Raw genomic sequence first — 19,467 nt, 5'->3', positions numbered from 1 at the left:
GACCCATACAAAAAACCCGCCTCTCTCAAGGCGGGTTTTTTGTTAACGGCCGGTCAAACCATCACACCGTGATGGCTTGTCCGCTCATGGCCAGGTCCAGCAACTCGCGGTTGGCGACGGCGTACATGGCGTAGTCGGTGCCGCTGGCGGCACGCAGTTCGACCAGCATGGCGCGCCAGCGCTCGACCATGAGGGCGTGCTGTTCGAGCCAAAGCGCCAGGCGCTCTTCCACGTCCGATGGACCATCCGGCATCTGCAGGACCGATACGGTGATCGCCCGCTGTTGCCAGTCGATGTCGTCGCGGAACGCTTCGCGGGCCAGGGCCTGCCAGTTGTTTTCCACCGGCAGGCTGCTGATCTGCTGCAGGTACCAGGTCACGTCCAGCGCACTGCCTACGGCGAAGTACACCTTGGCCACGTCGGCAGCGTTCTGCCCGGTGACGTCGGAGGCTTCGATGATCGGCAGCAGCGTGTACAAGTGCGTGGTGCCTGCCACCATGCGCGCCAGCAATTCCGGCACACCGGCTTCGACATAGGCCTGATAACGCGCCTGCCAGACTTCACGGGTCGGACCTTCCAGCAGCTCGTCGAGCTTGAGACCCAGTGCGGCGATGTGCGGACCGAAGTGCGCCACGTCACGACCGGCATCCAGTTCGTTGCGACGGCTGCGCAGGAACCAGCGTGTGGCACGACGGCCCAGACGCATCAGCTCATCCATCAGCGACAGCTGGATTTCTGCCGACACCTTGTAGTCCAGCGCCTCGATCTGACGGAACCAGTGCGGGAGGTGGAAGATATCACGCACGATCACGTAGGCACCGGCCACGTTGGCAGCGCTCATGCCGGTCGACTCTTTGAGTCGCTGCACGAACGTGATACCCATGTGGTTGACCAGATCGTTGGCGATCTGGGTGCTGACGATTTCGCGCTTCAGACGGTGACCGCGCATGGCCACGGAGAACTTGGCGCTCAGCGATGGCGGGAACGCGGTTTCCATGTCACGTGCCAGGTAGTCGTCATCCGGGACACGGGATTCCAGCAACGCTTCCTTGAGGTCGATCTTGCTGTAGGAGATCAGCACCGACAGTTCGGCACGGCTCAGGCCATGACCGGCCGATACGCGCTCGACGATCTGGTCTTCGGCCGGCAGGAACTCGATGGCACGGTCCAGCTTGCCACGGGCTTCCAGGTCGTTCATCAGACGCTTGTATTCAGCGATGCGGTCGTAGGCACGGCGAGCGGCCAGCGACAGTGCCTGCGTCTGCTTGTAGTTGTTGCCCAGCACCAGGTGGCCGACTTCGTCGGTCATGCTTTCAAGCAGCTGGTTGCGCTGCTTCTCGGTCATGTCGCCAGCCTGCACCACTTCGTTGAGCAGGATCTTGATGTTCACTTCGTGGTCGGAGCAGTCCACGCCACCGGCGTTGTCGATGAAGTCGGTGTTGGTCGCGCCGCCATTGAGGCCGAACTCGACACGGCCCAGCTGGGTCATGCCCAGGTTGCCGCCCTCGCCCACCACCTTGCAGCGCAGCTCGTTGCCGTCGACACGCAGTGCGTCGTTGGCCTTGTCGCCCACGTCCGCATGGGACTCTTCGCTGGACTTCACGTACGTGCCGATGCCGCCGTTCCACAACAGGTCCACAGGCGCCTTGAGCAGCGCATGCAGCAGTTCGGTCGGGGTCAGCTTGTCGGCTTTGATGTCAAAGCGTGCCTTCATCTGTTCGGTGATGGCGATGCTCTTGGCGCTGCGCGGGAAAATACCGCCGCCCGCAGACATGATGCTGGTGTCGTAGTCGGTCCAGGCCGAACGCGGCAGGTCGAACAGACGCTGACGCTCGACGAAGCTGGTGGCCGGGTCCGGATTCGGGTCGATGAAAATGTGCAGGTGGTTGAAGGCTGCGACCAGTTGCAGCTTGTCGGACATCAACAGGCCGTTACCGAATACGTCACCGGCCATGTCGCCGATGCCGATCACGCTGATGCTGTCCTGCTGAACGTTGATATCACGCTCACGGAAGTGACGCTGCACGCCAACCCACGCGCCCTTGGCAGTGATGCCCATCTTCTTGTGGTCGTAACCGGCCGAACCGCCGGACGCAAACGCGTCGCCCAGCCAGAAGCCGTAGTCGATGGCGATGCCGTTGGCGATGTCGGAGAAGGTCGCGGTGCCTTTGTCGGCGGCAACGACCAGGTACGGGTCGTCGTCATCGTGGCGAACCACGTTGACCGGTGGCACCAGCACGCCTTCCTTGAGGTTGTCGGTGATGTCCAGCAGACCCGAAATGAAGATGCGATAGCAGGCGATTGCCTCAGCCTGCACTTCGTCGCGATTGCCGGTGGTCGGCAGACGGCGCGGCACGAAACCGCCCTTGGCACCGACCGGCACGATGACCGAGTTCTTCACCTGCTGAGCTTTTACCAGACCCAGCACTTCGGTCCGGAAATCTTCTTCACGATCCGACCAGCGCAGGCCGCCGCGCGCTACGTTGCCGAAACGCAGGTGCACGCCTTCGACGCGTGGCGAATAAACGAAAATCTCGAACTTGGGCACCGGCTTCGGCAGTTCGGGAATCAGACGCGGGTTGAACTTGAAGCTGAAATAGCTCTTGTTCTGGCCGTTGGCATCGGTCTGGTAGAAGTTGGTCCGCAGGGTCGCCTTGATCAGGTCCAGGTAACGACGCAGGATGCGGTCTTCGTTGAGCACCTGAACATCGTCCAGCGCGGTCAGGATGGCCTGTTCCAGACGCAGTTGCTTGTCGTCCAGATCGTCCGAACCCAGTTTGCGCGCCAGATAGAAACGGGTCTTGAACAGACGCGTCAGCTCGCGGGCGATATCGGTGTGGTTGTTCAGTGTGCTGGCGATGTAGCCCAGGTCGAAGCCCAGACGAATCTGCTTCAGGTAACGGGCATAGGCGCGCAGCAGCGCCACGTCGCGCCATGGCAGACCGGCAGTCAGCACCAGACGGTTGAACGCATCGTTCTCGGCATCGCCGCTGACGATGTGCACGAAAGCGTCCTGCAACGTGTCGTTGAGCTGCTGAATATCGAGGTTCAGGCCTTCGCCGTAGGTAAAGGCGAAGTCGTGAATCCAGAATTCGCGACCGTTGGCGTGGTGCAGGCGATACGGGAATTCACCCAGCACACGCAGGCCGAGGTTCTCCAGAATCGGCAGTACGTCGGACAGCGCCAGCGGCGTATCGGCGTGGTACAGCTTGCAGTGCAGTTGCTGACGACCACCGGCCAGTGGCTGGTAGAAGCTCATCACCAACGGATTGCTTTCGCTGAGGCTCAGCACATGCTGCATGTCGACCACGGCCGAATGCGCTGCGAAACGCTCGCGGTAGCCTGCCGGGAAGCCTTTCGGGAAGTCGGCGAGCACATTGGTGCCGTGGGCTTCGCCGAAGCTTTCGACCACCAGACTTGCGTAGTCGTCCTTCCAGGAACGGCAGGCCTGAATGACCTCGTTTTCCAGCTGGGCGACGTCGATTTCCAGATTGACCTTCGGGTCCACGCGCAGGATCAGCTGTACGCGGGCCAGCACGGATTCGGAGAAGAACGTCCAGAATTCGCAATCGCTGGCTTTCAGACGATCCATCAGCACCTGCTGGATCTTCTGCCTTACCTCGGTGGAGTACACGTCACGCGGCACGTAGGCCAGGCAGTAGCAGAAACGGCCGTACGGGTCCTTGCGCAGGAACACGCGAATCTTGTTGCGCTCCTGGATCTGCACGATGGACATGACGGTGCTGAACAGCTCGTCGACCGGCGTCTGGAACAGATCGTCGCGGGGCAACACTTCGACCACCTGCGCCAGTTCCTTGCCCAGGTGCGCCTTGGCATCGAAACCTGAACGACGTTCGACTTCTGCGACCTTGTGACGGATGTAAGGAATTTGCCTGACACTCTCGCCGTACACCGACGAGGTGTAGAGGCCCATGAAGCGGCATTCCTTGATGACCTTGCCCGACGCGTCGATCTGACGGATCGAGACGAAGTCAGGATAGGCCGGACGATGCACGCGGCTTGGCACGGCAGCCTTGGCGAACGACAGCAGCATCGGCTCTTGCAGGTATTTCACTGCGTAGTCTTCGATGTGCAGTTCTTCGCGGCTCAGGCCCGGACGCAGCAGCTTGGTCAGGCCCAGGAACGAGGATTCGTCGTAGATCAGTTGCCCGCCATCGGCGTCGTTGCTGACCTGGAATTCTTCATAGCCCAGAAAGGTGAAATGGTTATCCACCAGCCATTCAAGGAAAACCTTGATCTCGGCCTTTTCTTCGACGTCGGTGTTGGATTCGTTGGCGTCGATGCTGACAAGCAGGTCACGCAGGCGCGCTTTCATCGGCTCGAAATCTTCGACAGCGGCGCGGACTTCGCCGAGCACCTGCTCCAGTTCGCGGGCCAGCACGTTCAACTCGCTGGCGTTGGCGCAGCGGTCGATCTCCAGGTACATCAGCGATTCCTGCAATACGTCGTCGCCGGTGGTGCCTTTTGGCAGCAGTTCGAGCAACTGGCCATTCGGGCCGCGTCGCACGCTCAGGACGGTGGTTTGCAGGGTGTGGATGCTGTAACCGCGACGGTTCAGCTCGGTGCGTACGGAATCGACGAGAAACGGAAGGTCATGATGCAGCACTTCGACGGCGCTGTGAGTCGACTGCCATCCGTGACGCTCGTAATCGGGGTTGTAGACGCGGACCTGAGGATGGGCGTGTTCGAAACGCTCGAGCAGGCGCCAGGCGGACAGTGTGCAGCCCGCGAGGTCGGACAGTCGACGCTGTGTGAGTTCATCCAGTGAAATGATGCCGAAGAACTGTTCAGCGAACAGCGCCACTTGTGGCAGTGCCTGCTCGCTGATGTGCTGAGCCAGTGCCGATTGCAGTTGATGCTGGAAATCGGACTTGCTGGCTGCGGTGAAGAACGCCATCTGTGGTACTCCGCTTTGGCTTTTATTGGGGAGGCTTGAAGAAGGTGTTGTGATCCGGGTGTACCGGCGTCCGGTTGTATGGACACCACCTGATCGAGTGTAAAGCTAAAGTACTAACGCCTGTCGTGTCAGGGTAGTCACATTTGAATGTCGCAGTGCATGTCATGAAAAAAAGAAGCAGGAAACCTGAGGGCTTCGTGCGCGCACGTCTTTGGTGCAGCTTAACGACAGCGGACCGGACACTACTTACGAGGCTGCGACATATTCGGTCATCGCCAAGCCGGTCAACCGGCACGAAAGTGCCAATTAATGGCCGACAAAATGTCTCGGGGACTGGCAAAATCCGTCCTGCCCGCCCACTTTCGAAAAACCGGAACCCGACATGCTCATCAAGACTGCCAGCCTTATCGTCAATCCCTGCGATGACGAATACGACAACATGGCGCTGCTCTGCTGCCACAGCGAGAACGGCGAGTTGTTCTCGCTGAGTCGTTTTCCCGATGAAAACGAAGTGGAAATCACCGTTCGGGACGACAGGACGCATACGGTCTCGACGCTGAAAGTGACCTTTAGTGCCGAACGCCTGCTGCTGGAAATCGATCCCGCGGACGGCAAGCAACTGGACGGCCATGAGCGTTACGAAATCCTGCACAGCACCTCGGCAGGCGAACTGCACGAAGTCGAGGAAACCCTGCAGATCATTCTGAAAGACGTGGGCAGCTATGTAAGCGAACTCGCCTGATCACATCTACTGCCGTTCGGACCACAAGGAGCCCGTCATGCCCGCCATTTTCGACGCCCACTGCCACATCATCGACCCCGGTTATCCGCTTCAGGCCAACAATGGTTTCCTGCCGGAGCCGTTCCGGGTGAGCGACTATCTGGCGCAGGTCGAACCCTTGGGTGTCAGGGGTGGTGCCGTGGTTTCGGGCTCGTTTCAAGGCTTTGATCAGACTTACCTGCTGGCCGCACTGAAACGGCTGGGACCGAATTTCGCAGGCGTGACTCAGTTACCGTCCAGTGTCACGGATGCAGAGCTGGAAATGCTCAACGCGTCTGGCGTACGGGCCCTGCGTTTCAATCTGAAGCGGGGCGGGTCTGAACAGCTCGATCAACTGGAAGCCCTGGCACTAAGGGTTCACGATCTGGTCGGCTGGCATTCGGAGCTGTATATCGACTCACGCGAGTTGGCCGACATCGAAACCCGCCTGCTCAGGCTGCCTGCCGTGAGCATCGATCATCTGGGGCTGAGTGCCGAAGGCCTGCCTGTGTTGCTACGTTTGGCCGAGCATGGCGTACGGATCAAGGCCTGCGGCTTCGGGCGGGTCGACTTTGCTGTGCCAGCGATTTTGAAGGACATCCACGCAGCCAACCCCGACGCCCTGATGTTCGGCACCGACCTGCCCTCGACCCGCGCACCCCGGCCGTTCGAGCCGGGTGATATCGATCTGGTAGTGGAGGCGCTGGGTGAGGCGGCTGCGCAAAACGTGTTGTGGGGCAATGCTGCGGCGTTTTATCGGGTGTCATCAAACAATACGTAATCTGCTGAATGAAAACGTTTACGTGGGAGGCGGCTTGCCGGCGATGAACGATGACGCGATTTTCCTGACATACCGCATCGACTGCATCGCCGGCAAGCCGCCTCCCACGGTGCGTGTTTGCTGCGCGAAAGCGCTACGCCGAAGGACCAGTGAGGCCTCCCAAAGTCATTTGTCAGCTGCAAGTCTGCGGCCGGTCAGACATGAGGCAATTACTGTTGAAAGTAGCTCTCGCCTGTAACTTCCTACAAAGAGCAGACAAAACATGTAGGACAATTCCCATCTAAACGTATGAACTATCTCTAAACTTCATAAAAAACCCCAGAGTCGTTAGTCGATACCTGCCCGAATGAATTAAAGTAACGCCCCCAGCCTGCTGTCGCCCGACGCGGCTGATTACCCTGCCAGGAACAGTCACCGATGGAACATCGTGAGGCGCTGATTGCGCTGCGAACATTTCTTTCAACGCAAATCCTCGGCCAGGAAAAGCTGATCGAACGCCTGCTCATCGCCCTGCTTGCCGACGGCCACATGCTCGTCGAAGGCGCACCGGGCCTTGCCAAGACCAAGGCCATCAAGGAACTGGCAGAAGGCATCGAAGCACAGTTTCATCGCATTCAATTCACCCCCGACCTGTTGCCTGCCGACATCACCGGCACCGAGATCTATCGTCCGGAAACCGGCAGTTTCGTGTTCCAGCAGGGTCCGATCTTTCACAATCTGGTGCTTGCGGACGAAATCAACCGCGCGCCAGCCAAGGTCCAGTCGGCTCTGCTCGAGGCCATGGCCGAGCGTCAGGTCAGTGTCGGGCGCAGCACCTATGATCTTTCGCCGCTGTTTCTGGTCATGGCGACCCAGAACCCCATCGAGCAGGAAGGCACTTATCCCCTGCCCGAAGCACAGCTCGACCGCTTCCTGATGCATGTCAAGATCGGCTTCCCGGATGCCGCCGTCGAACGCAAGATCCTGCAGCAGGCCCGCGGCGAAGCGCTGAATGGCGAAACCAAGCCGGAGCGGCGCGTCAGCCAGCAGGCGATCTTTGCAGCCCGCAAGGAAATCCTCGGTCTGTACATGGCCGACGCGGTTGAGGAATACCTGGTGCAACTGGTCATGGCCACTCGCACACCGGCCAAGTTCGATCAGGAACTGGCCGAATGGATTGCCTATGGCGCCAGCCCGCGTGGCTCTATCTCGCTGGACCGCTGCGCACGGGCCCACGCCTGGCTGGCCGGACGCGATTTCGTCAGCCCCGAGGACATTCAGGCGGTGCTGTTCGACGTGCTGCGCCACCGCATCATCCTGTCGTTCGAGGCCGAAGCTGCGGGCATCGATCAGGACCGCGTGATTCAGCGGATCCTCGACGTCGTGGCCGTCGCCTGACCCCATGCAACCCTACCTGATCCCACAACCGGGCATTCGCGTCACGCTCAGCGAGCTGATCGAGATGCGCCATCGCGTGCGGGAAGTGCAGCTTTTTTCGACGCCGAGCCAGCGCAGCCCGCTGATCGGCCTGCACCACTCCAAGCTGCGTGGCCGAGGGGTGGACTTCGATCAGGTGCGGGTCTATCAGGCAGGCGACGATGTGCGCAGCATCGACTGGCGAGTGACCGCACGTACGCAGGAGCCACACACCAAACTGTTCCACGAAGAACGCGAGAGGCCGATTTTCATTCTGGTGGAACAGAGCCGTCGCCTGTTCTTCGGCTCCGGACAGATGTTCAAGTCGGTACTGGCTGCACAGGCCGCGGCGCTGATCGGCTGGGCCGCACTGGAACACAATGACCGAGTGGGCGGGCTGGTGTTCGGCGACAACGAGCATTACGAGATCAAACCCCGGCGCAGTAAACAGAGCCTTTTACAGCTGCTCAACCGGCTGGTGCGGGTCAATCAGTCGTTGCACACCGAAATCCCCGCCGACCGTGATGCGTTCGGTACCGCCCTGCGGCGTGCCCGTGAGGTGCTGCGTCCCGGCAGTCTGGTCATCGTGCTTTGTGACGAGCGTGCCCTGTCCGATGCCGCTGAGCAGCAACTCACCCTGCTGGCGCGCCACAGCGACCTGTTGTTATTGCCGCTGTCCGACCCGCTGGACCGCGCGCTGCCTGCGGCAGGTCTGTTGCGATTTGCCGAGCGCGGTGCACAACTGGAACTCGACACCCTTGATCCCGAACTGCGTCGCGCCTATCGCGTTCAGGGTGAGGAGCGCTCGGCGCGCTGGGAACTGCTTGCGCAGAAACTGCGCGTGCTGCTGATGCCGTTGAGCACCCAGTTCGAACTGGTCGAGCAATTGCGTGAATACCTCAACGCCCAGCGTCCGGTGAAGCGCAAATGAATCCACTGGATCAGTTGCAACCCCTGATCGCCCCTGAAGCCATCGGCTTCTGGCCTCCTGCGCCGGGTTGGTGGCTGCTGTTGCTGTTGATCCCCGCGCTGGGCTGGGGCATCTGGCGGCTGCGCACGCTGTTGCCGGTCAAGGTCAGCAAAAGCCGCAGCGAGCAGCCGCTTGATCCCGTGCGGGTCGCGGCGCTGGCTGAACTGGCCAGCCTGCCCAAACCCTATGACGGCGCCCCCGCCGGTGCCTGGCTGCAACAGATCAACGGCCTGCTCAAGCGCCTGTGCCGCAACCACTATCCACACAGCCAGAGCCATACCCTCAACGGTCGTAAATGGCTGGCGTTTCTCGATAACCGCTGCCCGGCCGCAGGCCTGACGCGCTGGATGATCCTTGTTGAAGGTGCTTACAAACCCGAATGCAAACTCGATGACAAGGCCATCAGCGGCCTGACCCAGGCCGTCGATATCTGGATTCGCAAACATGTTTGAGTTCGTCTGGCCCTGGGTCTTCGCCCTGCTGCCGCTGCCCTGGCTGATGCGCTTCGTGTTGCCGATGGCCGACAGCGGCGAAGCCGCGCTCAAGGTCAGCTTCCTCAACGAACTCGAAGGTTTGAGCGGTCGGCGCGCCAAGGCCAACCTGCCCGCGTGGCGACAGCGCTCGCCGTTCCTGCTCATCTGGCTGTTTCTGCTGATCGCCGCCGCCCGCCCGCAATGGCTTGGCGAGCCGCTTCCCGTGGCTGCCAGCGGCCGCGACCTGCTGGTGGCCGTGGATGTTTCCGGCTCCATGGATTACCCGGACATGCAATGGCAGAGCGACGAAGTCAGCCGACTGGTGTTGGTTCAGCATCTGTTGGGCGATTTTCTCGAGGGCCGTCAGGGTGATCGGGTCGGCCTGATCCTGTTCGGCAGTCAGGCCTTCGTTCAGGCCCCGCTGACGTTCGACCGCCGCACAGTGCGTATCTGGCTGGACGAGGCGAAAATCGGCATCGCGGGCAAAAACACAGCCATCGGCGACGCCATCGGTCTTGCGCTCAAACGCCTGCGCCTGCGTCCGGCCAATAGCCGCGTTCTGGTGCTGGTCACCGATGGCGCCAACAACGGCGGGCAGATCGACCCGATCACGGCGGCACGGCTGGCAGCAAACGAAGGCGTTCGGATCTACACCATCGGCATCGGCTCAGACCCTGACAAGAGCGGCATACAGGGACTGCTGGGCCTGAACCCGAGCCTGGACCTGGATGAGCCGACCCTCAAGGACATTGCCAGCCTTAGCGGCGGCCAATACTTCCGCGCCCGCGATGGCGAGCAACTGGAAAAGATCCGCGCCACCCTCGACTCGCTCGAACCGGTCGCCCAGCAACCCACCCAGGCCCGCCCGGCGCAAGTGCTGTATCAGTGGCCCTTGTCATTGGCGCTGCTGCTGAGCGTGTTGCTGGTGATCCGCAGCCTGTGGCCCAACAACGCCGTGCAACGGGCACTCGTCAGCCTGCGCGCTTTCGGCTGGCGTGAGCGCGTCGAACGTCTGTGGAGGTCGCGATGATCGCCTCCCTCTGGCCACACTGGTTCCGTCCATGGTGGCTGCTGATCGTGCCCTTGCTGGCGCTGTTGATCTGGCAACTCTGGCATCGGCAGAAACGCGCCGGACGCTGGCAGATCATCCTGCCCGCCGCCTTTCATGCCGTGTTGCTGAACGGCAGTCGCGGCAGCAACAGCAAACTGCCGTGGGTGGTACTGGCGCTGGCCTGGCTGCTGGCGCTGGCCGCGCTGCTTGGTCCCAGCTGGCAGCGTGTCGAGCAGATCAGCCAGAAGCCGGTCGATCCGCTGGTGGTGGTGCTGGAACTCACCCCGCAGATGCTCGCCACCGACATTGCCCCGACACGTCTGGAACAGGCGCGACGCAAACTGCTCGATCTGTTGCAACTGCGCAGCGACTCACAGACCGCCATCGTGGTCTACGCGGGCAGCGCCCACACGCTGGTGCCGCTGTCCGACGATCTGGTGACCAGCCACAACCTGCTGGAGGCGATCAGGCCGTCGATCATGCCGGTCCCGGGCCAGCGTGCCGATCTGGCGGTCGTCAAGGCGCTGAACCTGCTCAAGCAGGGTGCGCTGGGCCAGGGCAGGATTCTGCTGATCGGCTCGTCCTTGAGTGAACAGGAGCGCGACGGCATCCGTCAGGCCCTGCGCGGTCAGTCGCCGCCCTTGTTGATACTGGGTATTGGAACCGCCGAAGGTGCTCCAGTGACTCAGGAAAACGGCAGCCTGCTCAAGGACGATCAGGGCGCGATCATGGTGCCGCGTCTGGACAGCACCAGCCTCAATGACTTTGCCGAGCAGGTCGGCGGCAGCTACCGTCAGGCGCGGGCTGATGAAGAGGACCTGCGCAGCCTTGGCCTGCTCGCCAGCCCGCAACGCCTGCGCAGCGACGGGCAGATCGTGCAGCTCGACACCTGGGCCGATCAGGGTCACTGGTTTCTGCTGCCGCTGCTGTTGATCGCCGCCTGTGCGGGTCGCCGCGGCTGGCTGTTCTGCCTGCCGCTGCTGTTCATGTTTCCGCAGACCAGTCAGGCGTTCGAATTTCAGGACCTGTGGCTGCGCCCGGATCAGCAGGGTCAACGCCTGCTGGAACAGCGCCGACCGGCAGAAGCCGCACAACGCTTTGAAGACCCACGGTGGAAAGGTATCGCCTTCTACGAAGCCGGGGATTACGCCAGCGCAGCGCAACGCTTTGCTGAAGGAAACACAGCCGCCGATCATTACAACCGTGGCAATGCGCTGGCCCGCAGTGGCGAACTGGAAGCGGCACTGGACGCCTATGAACAGGCGCTCGAACGGCAGCCGGACTTCCCCGCAGCAGTGAACAACCGTGCACTGGTTCAGAATCTTCTGGATCAGGCCAATGCGGCTCAACCCGAACAGGACAAACCGGAAAAACCCGAGCAGGATGAAGCAGGCCAGAATGGCACGCAGGACCAGACCAGCAACCATTCGCCCTCCGAACAGGACACTGCCCGGCCAAGTGAGGACAACAGCAGCGAAAGCCTGCCTCCGGACACGTCCGGCCTGCAGTCTTCCGGCCCATCGACAGACGATGAACAGACCACTCGCCCGCCCCTGCAGCCTGCCGACCGTCCCGTCACCAGCGAACGACGTCAGGAACTGGAGCAGTGGCTGAGACAGATTCCGGACGATCCGGGCGAACTGCTGCGGCGCAAATTCCGCTACGAACAGCAACATCAGGAAAAGACCCGATGAGTCGCGCGTACCCCTTATTGACCGGCCTGCTGCTGAGCCTGTCTGTCCTGTCGTCACACGCGGCCGAACTGACGGCCAGCGTCGACCGCACACGGCTGAACGCCGGGGAAACCTTCGAGCTGACGCTGGAAACCGACGACGTCACGCAGTTCGGCAAGCCCGACCTGACCGTGCTGGACAGCGACTTCGAGGTGCGCGACACCCGTCAGGTCAACCGACTGACGACCCTGGGCACCAACAATCAGGCAACCACGCGCTGGATCGTCACCCTGCTGCCACGGCAAACCGGCAGCGTCACGATTCCTTCCCTGCAACTGGGCGACCTGAAAAGCCAGCCACTGACTCTGCAAGTGATTCAGAACGAAGCCAGGGAACAGGATCGGCAACTGGCACCGGTGTTCATCGAGGCGACGCTGGATCAGGACAGCGTCTACGTTCAGGCTCAGGTCGTGCTGACCCTGCGCATCTACCACTCCGTGCAGTTGTTCGACGACAGCAGCCTCAGCCCGCTGCAGGTGCCGGACGCCCGCATCGAGAAGCTGGGCGATTCGCGTACCTACGAAAAGCTGATCAACAGCGTGCGCCACGGGGTCATCGAGATGCGCTATGCGCTCTATCCCCAGCACAGCGGAGTCTTGACCATTCCGCCTCAGGTGTTCAGCGCGACGCAGGTGCAGCCTCAGGCCAGCAGTGCAGCGAATCAGGACGCCAACCCGTTCGGCCCGCAACCGGGCAAGGTGATGCGCGTCAGTTCCGCCGAGATCCCGCTGAACGTCAGAGCGGTACCTGCGGACTACCCGACTCAGGTGCCATGGCTCCCGGCCCGCACCGTCAGCCTTGAAGAGAGCTGGAGCCCGGAACCGGGCAAGACTCAGGTCGGCGATTCACTGACACGCACCCTCATTCTCAAGGCCGAAGGTTTGGCCGGTGCGCAATTACCGCCCTTGCCTGCCACCGAAGTACCCGGCCTGCGCCGTTATCCGGACCAGCCGCAACTGCGCAACCTGCCCAGCGAACGAGGCCTGATCGGCACCCGTGAAGAACGCGAAGCGCTGGTGCCCACCCGTGCCGGCGCAATTGATCTGCCTGCGGTGGAAGTCACCTGGTGGAACACCCGCGAAGACCACCTGGAGCACACAAGCCTGCCCGCCCGCACCTTGCAGATCAGCGGCAACCCCGGACTGGGCGTTGACACACCGGTCAGCAACGACATGAGTGGCCTGACCGTCATCGGCCCACCGGTCTGGCCGTGGCAGATGAGCACGCTGTTCTTCGCCTTCACGACCTTGCTGGCCTGCCTGCTCTGGTGGCGCGCGCGCGGCCAGCCGGCAATCGCCAAAACCGTGCAGGCAGGCCCCAGCCCGCGTACTGTGCTGGACGACCTCAAGCGCGCCTGTCTGGCCAACGACCCGCAGGCCACGCGCCAGGCCCTGGATGCCTGGGCGCGCCAACAACCGGAAACCCTGGCCGACATGGCGGCCCGTTTCGTGCCGCTGTCCGATGCACTGGATGGCCTGAACGGCGCACTCTACAGTGAGACCGGTAAACTCTGGCTGGGCGAGGACCTGTGGCGTGCGATCCGCACCCTGCCCGCCGCCGAACACATTCAGGACCCGGCAGGCGATGCCGGGTTGCCGCCGCTGTATCCCAAGTGAGGATGCAGTCGGCCACCCTTTTGATGACAAGGTAATTCAATGCGTCTGTTTCACACCTCCGACTGGCATCTGGGTCAGAACCTTCACGGTCAGGAGCGCGATTTCGAACACGCCTGCTTTCTGACCTGGCTGCTGGCGCGTCTGGCCGAGCGCCAGCCTGATGTGCTGTTGATCGCGGGCGACATCTTCGACACCGTCAACCCGCCGGTCAAAGCCCAGGAGCGGCTGTACGACTTCATCGTCAATGCCCACGAACAGAACCCGCTGCTAACCATCGTCATGATCGCCGGAAACCACGACTCAGGCTCGCGCATCGAACTGCCCGCGCCGCTGATGCGTCGTCTGCGCACCCACGCGCTCGGCCGTGTGTTATGGCTGGATGAAGGCGTGCTGGACGCCGAGCGGCTGCTATTGCCACTGCCCGATGCGGAAGGTCAGGTCCGAGCGTGGTGCCTGGCGTTGCCATTCCTGCGCCCCGCCGAAGTCACCGGCCCGACGCTGGGCGACGATTACCTGAAAGGTATCGCCAGAGTTCACGAGCGCCTGATCGAAGCCGCCAACCTCAAACGCCAGCCAGGTCAGGCGCTGATCGCCGTGAGTCATGCGCACATGGCCGGTGGTTCGGTGTCCGAAGACTCCGAGCGCAGCCTGATCATCGGCAACGCCGAAGCCCTGCCCGCCAGCCTGTTCGGGCCGAGCATCACCTACGTCGCCCTCGGCCATCTGCACAAGCCGCAACGGGTCAACGGTGAAGAGCGCATTCGCTACAGTGGCTCGCCGATCCCATTGTCATTCTCGGAAATCGGCTATCAGCACCAGATTCTGGAAATCAACTGCGACGGTGAAACCCTGACCAGCGTCGACACCTGCCTGATTCCACGCGCCGTCAACCTGCAACGCCTGGGCCCTGCACCGCTGGCCGAACTGCTGGTGCAGCTCAAGGAACTGCCCAACGTCGATCTGTTGGCCGACCCGGATCGACAGCCGTGGCTGGAGGTGCGCGTGCGCCTCGACGAGCCGCAGCCGGACCTGCGCAACCAGATCGAAACCGCCCTGCAGGGCAAGGCCGTGCGACTGGTGCGCATCGGTGCCGAATACGCAGGCAAGGGCAGCGCCGTCGGCAGTGATGACGATGCCGCGCTGATCGAACTGGATCAGCTCAGCCCGCAGGAACTGTTCAGCCGCGCCTGGCAGGACAACTTCGGCAGCGAGGTCGATGAACAGACCCTGACCGACTTCGCCACACTGTTGCGTGAAGTGCAGCAGGAGAGCGAACAGCCATGAAGATTCTTGCCATTCGCCTGAAAAACCTGGCCTCGCTGGCCGGACCGTTCGAACTGGACTTCACCGCAGAACCCTTGGCCAGCGCCGGCCTGTTCGCCATTACCGGCCCGACCGGTGCAGGCAAGAGCACGCTGCTCGATGCGTTGTGCCTGGCGCTGTTCGGGGCCATTCCGCGGCTGAGCAACATCGGCCAGTCGAAGGTCCCCGACATCGACGGCGACATTACCACCAGCGATCCACGCACCCTGCTGCGCCGTGGCACCGGCAGCGGTTACGCCGAAGTGGACTTCATCGGCATCGACCAACGCCGCTATAGGGCACGCTGGGAAACCAACCGCGCGCGGGACAACGCCGCGAAGAAACTTCAGGCCAGCCGCCAGACCCTGACCGATCTGGACAGCGAGCAGATCCTCAGCAATCAGAGCAAACGCGAATTCGAGCAACTGATCGAAAGCCGTCTGGGCCTCAATTTCGAACAGTTCACCCGTGCCGTGATGCTCGCCCAGAGCGAGTTCAGCGCCTTTCTCAAGGCCGACGACAAGGAACGCAGCGAACTGCTGGAGAAGCTGACCAACACGGCGATCTACAGCCAGCTCGGGCGACGCGCCTACAGTAAGAGCAAGGAAGCCGAAGAAGCCCTCAAGGCCCTGACCGCCCAGGCCAGTCATATCAGCCCGCTGGATCCCGAACAGCTTGCCGAGCTCGAGCAGCGCATGAGCGATGCCCAGCAACAGCTCAAGCTCCATCAGGCTCAACAGCGCCAGCTGGAACTGCAGCAGCAATGGCTGACCGAACTGCATCGGCTGCGCGACGAACAACTCGCCGCTCAGGAAAGCCTGACCGGCGCGCAGCAGGTGTGGGACGACCAGAGCAGCCAGCGTCAGACACTGGGGCAGCTTGAACGCCTCGGTCCGCAACGGCACCGCTTCGCACGCCGGATCACCCTGAACGCTCAGCTCGCGCCACTGGCCGAGCAGATTCGCCAGCACCACGAGCAGCAGATCGCGCTGCAAACCGGCCAGCAGCAGTTGCACAATCAACGCAGCCAGGCGCAGCTTCGGTTACAGGACGCCCAGCAGGCGCACAACACCGCCAAACCACTGTTGCAGCAGGCGTTCGATGCGCAAAGCACGCTGAACCGCCTCGCTCAGGAATTGGCCAAGGCCTCGGAACACCAGCAGCAGGCCGAGCACCTCTGCACCCAGGGCCAGACCGGCCTGGGCATTCTGCTCGACCAGCAGCAACAAGTTGCCCAGCGTCTTGAGCGCATCGCCGGACAACTGGCGGACAGCAGCGATCTGGCACCGCTGGCCCAAGGCTGGAACGCGTGGCGCGACCGCCTGAAAACCCTGACGCTCACTGCCAATCGCCTCAAGCACGGCAATCGTGAGCTGCCTGCGCTGCAACAGCGCGCCAGCGAGGCCGAGCAACAACTGACTGAACAGCGCAACGCGCTGGAATTGCTGTACCGCGAGGCCGATTGCGAAGTCGCTGCCGTCACCGAACAGCTGCAGATCCTCGGCAGCCTGTTGCAGGACAACCGCAAGCAGCAGCGCGCTTTCGAGGAACTGACGCGTCTGTGGGCCAGCCAGCAGGACATCGAACACCAATTGCAGGCGCTGACTCGGCAGCAGCAGGAAGCCCAGCAGGAACGCGAGTCACTGGTTACCCAGGGCATCAAGGTCAAGGACGAGCTGACCGTAGCCGAACAGACCCTTAACGTGACCCGCCAGTTGCTGGAGCGCCAGCGTCTGGCCCGCAGCGCCAGCGTCGAAGAACTGCGTACCCAGTTGCAGGACGACCAGCCCTGCCCGGTCTGCGGCAGTGCCGAGCACCCGTGGCATCAGCCGCAAGCCTTGCTGCAAAGCCTGACCCAACACGACGAAGATGAGCAGGCCAGCGCACAAAAGGCCGTCGACACCCTGACCGAGCAGCGCAACCAATTGCGCGAGCAGGTCGGCGGAATCATCGCCCGGCAGAAAGAACTGCTACGCCAGCACGACCAACTGACGCAACGCCATCAGACACTGGCTCCGGACCTTGAAGCGCATCCGCTCGGCGCCCAGTTGCTGGACCGTGACCCTGCCAAACGCGATGCCTGGCTGAGCCAGCAGCTCAGCCACTTGAACGAAATCATTCTGCGCGACGAGCAGCGCCAGCAAGCCCTGCTCAATCTGCAGAAAGATGCCGCACGCCTGCAGCAGTCGGTGCAGACCGCGCAGGAAGCCAGTCAGGCCGCAGCCCATCACGTGACCGAACAGCTCCAGCAACTGAGCGCTAATCAGCAGCGTCTGGACGAAGAACTGGCTGCACTCGCGCCGCTGGTGTCTTCGCAGACTCTGGATGGGCTGCGCAGTGATGCCTCGACCACCGTGATGCAGCTAGAGCAGCAAGTGGTGCAGCGCCTCGATCAACTGGAGCAGCAAGGCGAAGAGCAGCAGGAACAGCGTGAACGCCAGCAGCGCATCGACAGCGAACAGGTCGAGCAGAAGAACCGTCTGCAGCGTGTTACAGAACAGCAGCAGGCCGTGGCCGCCCTCAGCGAACAGCAGCAGGCAAGCCAGCAACGGTTGCAGGACCTGCTGGGCGACCACACCAGCGCCGAGCAGTGGCAGCAGACGCTGGAACACGCCGTCGAGCAGGCCCGTCAGGCCGAAAGCTCGGCCGCCCAGTCTCTGCAGGATATCCAGAGTCAGCTGATACAGCTGGCTGCCGAACTCAAGTCCGGTGAGCAACAGCAGCAGGCCTTGCAGCAGGAACTGACGGAGCTGGACGCCACCCTTACAGACTGGCGCACTCAGCACGCAGAACTGGATGACGCGGCGCTGGACACGCTCCTCACCTACGATGACGAGCAGGTCGAGCAGTTGCGCCAGCAGTCGCAGGCAGCCGAGAAAGCGCTGGAGCAGGCGCGAATCCTGCTCAACGAACGCGAACAGCGCGTGCAGCAGCATCAGGCGCAACATGCCGGCCTGACCGACAGCGACGCGTTGAATGTCGCCCTGTTGCAGGCGCAGGAACAGACGGCCCTGAGCGAACAGCACTGTGCCGAACTGCGCGCGCAACTGAGCGAAGACCAGCGCCGCCGCAACGCCAACAGTGAATTGCAGACGCGCATCAACGACGCCACCGGCGAATACCAACGCTGGGCACGACTGGCTGCGCTGATCGGCTCGGCCGAAGGCGACAAATTCCGCAAGATCGCCCAGGCCTACAACCTCGATCTGCTGGTGCACCACGCCAACGCGCAACTGAAACAACTGGTGCGCCGCTACCGCCTCAAGCGCGGCGGCAGCATGCTCGGCCTGCTGGTGCTGGACACCGAGATGGGCGACGAGACCCGATCGGTGCATTCACTGTCGGGCGGAGAAACCTTTCTGGTGTCGCTGGCTTTGGCGCTGGGCCTGGCATCGATGGCGTCCAGCACCTTGCGTATCGAATCGCTGTTTATCGACGAAGGCTTCGGCAGCCTCGACCCGGAGTCGCTGCAACTGGCCATGGATGCACTGGACGGCCTGCAGGCTCAGGGTCGCAAGGTGGGCGTCATTTCCCACGTTCAGGAAATGCACGAGCGCATCCCGGTACAGATCAAGGTCCGCCGTCAGGGCAACGGGCTGAGCACCATCGAAGTCGGCAGCTCATGACGCCAATGCTTTACTCGTTCCGCCGCTGCCCATACGCCATGCGCGCCCGCATGGCGCTGCATTACGCGGGCTGCCAGGTGGATATCCATGAAGTCAGCCTCAAGGCCAAGCCGCCGGAAATGCTCGAGCGCTCGCCCAAGGGCACAGTACCGGTGCTGATTCTGGAAGACCGTGTTCTGGAACAGAGTCTGGACATCATGCACTGGGCACTGGCGCAGAACGACCCGGATGACTGGCTGCTGGCGGACGCCGCTTCGGGACAACGACAGATCGCCGACCTGATCGAAGAGAACGATCAGGTTTTCAAGCTGAATCTGGACCGCTACAAGTACGCCGTGCGCCACCCGGAGCATCCACCCGAGCATTACCGAGCGCTGGGCGAAATGTTTCTGCACAAGCTGGAAGATCGACTGCAATCGGGGGCTTATCTGCTGGGTGAACGACAGACACTGGCTGACATCGCCCTCGCGCCGTTCATTCGCCAGTTCTGCTTTGTCGATCCGGACTGGTTTGCGCAAAGTCCCTACCCTGCCTTGCGCAACTGGCTGCAGCGCTTTCTGGACTCCGATCTGTTTGAAGCGGTCATGCGCAAATAGACCAATTGCCCATGACTGTCTTTTTCCGGCACAAAAAAAGCCCCGTTACGGATGAGGTAACGGGGTCAAGGGGATTCAACGCTTTCGCGAGCAGGCTCACGTAACAGTCCATGCCTTGTCTGCCACGCAATGGGCAGTGGTCGCGTGGACCTGTGTGGGCGAACATGCTCGCGAAAGCATTGCCGTTCACGAATCCATTCCCCGGTATCGAAACCTTCGTTAACGGGGAATGGATTCACGCACGTT

12 protein-coding genes are annotated in these 19,467 nt (G+C 62.0%); 11 read left to right on the top strand and 1 reads right to left on the bottom strand.

What is annotated here, in order from left to right; translation table 11 throughout:
- Positions 1–61 precede the first annotated feature (61 nt).
- Complete coding sequence (locus QRN20_RS22780; protein WP_122606345.1) at positions 62–4,918, bottom strand: NAD-glutamate dehydrogenase; 4,857 nt, start codon at positions 4,916–4,918, stop codon at positions 62–64.
- A gap of 382 nt (positions 4,919–5,300) precedes the next feature.
- On the opposite strand from QRN20_RS22780, the gene QRN20_RS22775 reads away from it, so the two are divergent.
- The 11 genes from QRN20_RS22775 to QRN20_RS22725 all read left to right on the top strand — a co-directional run bounded on the left by QRN20_RS22775 (position 5,301) and on the right by QRN20_RS22725 (position 19,221).
- Entirely contained in the window at positions 5,301–5,660 is a 360-nt protein-coding gene (locus QRN20_RS22775; RefSeq protein WP_004883866.1) for a hypothetical protein, read from the top strand.
- Between the two features lie 37 nt (positions 5,661–5,697).
- Positions 5,698–6,459 carry an amidohydrolase family protein gene (locus QRN20_RS22770; RefSeq protein ID WP_029243394.1) on the top strand — a complete coding sequence of 254 codons (762 nt, stop codon included), beginning with the start codon at positions 5,698–5,700 and terminating at the stop codon, positions 6,457–6,459.
- 417 nt (positions 6,460–6,876) lie between these two features.
- Positions 6,877–7,836 carry an AAA family ATPase gene (locus QRN20_RS22765; RefSeq protein ID WP_004883864.1) on the top strand — a complete coding sequence of 320 codons (960 nt, stop codon included), beginning with the start codon at positions 6,877–6,879 and terminating at the stop codon, positions 7,834–7,836.
- 4 nt (positions 7,837–7,840) lie between these two features.
- A complete protein-coding gene (locus QRN20_RS22760) occupies positions 7,841–8,785 on the top strand; it encodes a DUF58 domain-containing protein (RefSeq protein ID WP_004883863.1) in 945 nt (314 codons plus the stop codon).
- The gene (locus QRN20_RS22755) at positions 8,782–9,276 is read left to right on the top strand and encodes a DUF4381 domain-containing protein (protein WP_025994351.1); all 495 of its coding nucleotides are present in this window, start codon (positions 8,782–8,784) and stop codon (positions 9,274–9,276) included. Before QRN20_RS22760 ends, QRN20_RS22755 begins: the two co-directional genes overlap by 4 nt.
- Positions 9,269–10,327, top strand: coding sequence for a vWA domain-containing protein (locus tag QRN20_RS22750; RefSeq protein WP_029243395.1), 1,059 nt, complete (start codon positions 9,269–9,271; stop codon positions 10,325–10,327). The genes QRN20_RS22755 and QRN20_RS22750 overlap by 8 nt, the downstream gene beginning before the upstream one ends.
- Positions 10,324–12,042: a VWA domain-containing protein gene (locus QRN20_RS22745; protein ID WP_029243396.1), complete on the top strand. Its 1,719-nt coding sequence runs from the start codon at positions 10,324–10,326 to the stop codon at positions 12,040–12,042. Before QRN20_RS22750 ends, QRN20_RS22745 begins: the two co-directional genes overlap by 4 nt.
- On the top strand, positions 12,039–13,697 hold the full coding sequence (locus QRN20_RS22740) for a BatD family protein (RefSeq protein ID WP_029243397.1): 1,659 nt from the start codon (positions 12,039–12,041) through the stop codon (positions 13,695–13,697). Before QRN20_RS22745 ends, QRN20_RS22740 begins: the two co-directional genes overlap by 4 nt.
- 39 nt (positions 13,698–13,736) lie before the next feature.
- Entirely contained in the window at positions 13,737–14,981 is a 1,245-nt protein-coding gene (locus QRN20_RS22735) for an exonuclease SbcCD subunit D C-terminal domain-containing protein (protein WP_058430589.1), read from the top strand.
- A complete protein-coding gene (locus QRN20_RS22730) occupies positions 14,978–18,625 on the top strand; it encodes an AAA family ATPase (RefSeq protein WP_285361277.1) in 3,648 nt (1,215 codons plus the stop codon). Before QRN20_RS22735 ends, QRN20_RS22730 begins: the two co-directional genes overlap by 4 nt.
- Positions 18,622–19,221: a glutathione S-transferase gene (locus QRN20_RS22725; protein WP_122575113.1), complete on the top strand. Its 600-nt coding sequence runs from the start codon at positions 18,622–18,624 to the stop codon at positions 19,219–19,221. Before QRN20_RS22730 ends, QRN20_RS22725 begins: the two co-directional genes overlap by 4 nt.
- Positions 19,222–19,467 lie beyond the last annotated feature (246 nt).

Origin of the sequence: Pseudomonas sp. fls2-241-TYG-175 (assembly GCF_030209155.1) — a bacterium.
GTDB lineage: Bacteria > Pseudomonadota > Gammaproteobacteria > Pseudomonadales > Pseudomonadaceae > Aquipseudomonas > Aquipseudomonas viridiflava.
Note: the sequence above shows the minus strand (reverse complement) of the source record. Positions and strands in the feature narration are given on the sequence as shown.